1 protein-coding gene and 1 pseudogene are annotated in these 2,156 nt (G+C 69.9%); both read right to left on the reverse strand.

Annotated elements, in window-relative coordinates:
• Positions 1-13: 13 nt before the first annotated feature.
• Entirely contained in the window at positions 14-694 is a 681-nt protein-coding gene (locus EF918_RS35035) for a response regulator transcription factor (protein ID WP_125652890.1), read from the reverse strand.
• A gap of 143 nt (positions 695-837) precedes the next feature.
• Positions 838-2,156, reverse strand: a pseudogene (locus EF918_RS37520) (zinc ribbon domain-containing protein); the annotation flags it as partial.

The following is a 2,156-nucleotide window of genomic DNA, read 5'->3' on the forward strand; positions in this document are numbered from 1 at the left end:
CGCGGGGGACGGCTCAGGGGGACGGGGCGCGCAGCTTGACCCCCACGCCGCGGAAGGTGTGCAGATAGCGGGGCTGGGTGGCGCTCTCGCCCAGCCGCCTGCGCAGCATGGACAGGTGGACGTCGACCGTCCGCGCGGGGCCGAGCGTGGTGTGCCAGATCTCCCGCTGGAGCTCGTGCTTGCTGATGATGCGGCCCTCGCGGGTGGCGAGGTAGCACAGCAGCTCGAACTCGCGGGGCCGCAGCCGGAGGTGGCGGCCGCCCAGATGTGCCTCGTGCGCCGCCGGATCGATCGTGAGGTCCCCGATCCGCAGGACGGGACGCTTCCGCTCCAGCCGGGACCGCCGTGCCGCGACATCGAGCCGGGCGCCCAGCATGGCGAGGTTGAACGGCTTGCTGACGCAGTCGTCGGCGCCCGCCCGCAGGGCCGCCACCGCACGCCGCTCGTCGTGCACCGGCGCGGCCGCGATGACCGGCGGGGAACCGGGTGCGCACAGCTTCCTGAGGGCGTCGAACCCGTCGATGTCCTGGACGTCGAGGTCGAGGAGGACCAGGTCCGGGCGCTGGCGGCGGGCGGCCGACAGGCCGTCCTGCCCGCATCCGGCGGTGGTCACCCGGTAGGCGAGATCACCCAGTTCCCGCTGCAGGCGCACGCGGACCGATGCGTCGGGTTCGATGATGAGTACGTGTGTCATGTCGATCCGGTGCCTCCGACGAACGGCCTGGTGAGGACAGCGGGTACCTGGGTGCCCGCCATCCAGCCTGCTCCGGCCCTCCGGCCCGGACGGTCAGCCGATCGGCCTGTTTTCCGGGGGTAAACGCCGCGTCCGGCCGGAACTCACCAGGCACTGAGCCCGCCCGTCTGGGTCTGCAACTCGATCGCGGACAAGGCCCCTTCCTTGTTGGCGTCCGCCCCGGCGTAGGACAGGACCTCGATGACGACGCTGTTCACCTTCCCCTCGCTGTTCAGCTTGACCTGCTGTTCCTTGGGGATGTCCGTGAGGACCACCGTCTGGCTCCTGCCGTTGGAGTAGGTCACCTTCATCTGCTTGATCCGGGCGAAGTTGTGGTAGTTGTCCTCGACGCCGTTGAGCACGGCCGCCCCGTTGATGGTGGTCGGTTCGAAGTCCAGCTTGAGCGAGACGGTCTGTGCGCTGCGGGGCCAGGCCCAGTACGTGTTCGTGGCCCTGTCCGGGGCCAGCGCCGCCGGGTGGTCCGGGGACTGGGCGGTCGCCGTGACGCCCGTGACCTGTACGGGGACCAGCTGCGGGTGGATCATCTTGTCGAAGGCCCGCTGCCCGGACTCGATCTGGGCCCAGACCGCCTGGCGGAAGGGCGGGTGCACCCCGTAGATCACGGCGATGGTCAGCGCCACGATGCCGCCGAAGGCGCGGAGCGGTCCGGCCAGGGAGCCCAGGGTGGGTATCTTGCGCTTGTCCTTGACCCCCTCCTGGCCCGGGCGGGCGCCGGCGGGCAGGACCATGCCGCGCCGTTGCGGGACGTACCGCTTCCACCAGCGGACACGGACGACGTTCTCCTGCGCGAGCTTTTCGCCGCAGCGGTTGCAGAACGAGCGGGAAGGTTCGTTGCCCTGGCCGCAGGAAGGACACAGCAGGTCGCCGACCTCGCGGCGCTTGGCGGGCAGGCGCTGCTTGCCGGGGAGCGGGCGTCGCTGAGCGGCCCGCGGAGCCATCTCCGCCGGCTCGTCGGGCGCCGGCCCGTCGTCCTCGGGCAGGGCAGGGCCGCCGCCCTTGCCGAGGACGAACGAGCCGCTGCTGCTGCGGGTGCTGCCGCTGCTGCTGCCGTGCTCGTCGTCGTCCTCGTCGTCGAAGTCCTCGTCGTCGTCTTCGGCGAGGGTCTTCTTGAGCAGGTCGGGTTTGTTGTCGTCGTCTTCGTCGAGGAGGTCTTTGAGCCAGTCGTCGTCGTCTTCGTCGTCCTCGTCGTCGTCCTTGGCGAGGACCTTGGCCAGCCAGTCGTCCTCGTCCTCCTCGTCGTCCTCTGCGTCGTCCTCGTCGTCGTCCTCGTCGTCTTCGTCGTCGTCTTCGGCGAGGGTCTTCTTGAGCAGGTCGGGTTTGTTGTCGTCGTCTTCGTCGAGGAGGTCTTTGAGCCAGTCGTCGTCGTCTTCGTCGTCCTCGTCGTCGTCCTTGGCGAGGACCT

The organism is Streptomyces sp. WAC06614 (genome assembly GCF_003949795.1).
Lineage (GTDB): Bacteria > Actinomycetota > Actinomycetes > Streptomycetales > Streptomycetaceae > Streptomyces.

Coding starts and splice junctions, on each gene's coding strand:
- EF918_RS35035 (WP_125652890.1), bottom strand. CDS start 694: ATGACACACGTACTCATCATCGAACCCGACGCATCGGTCCGCGTGCGC.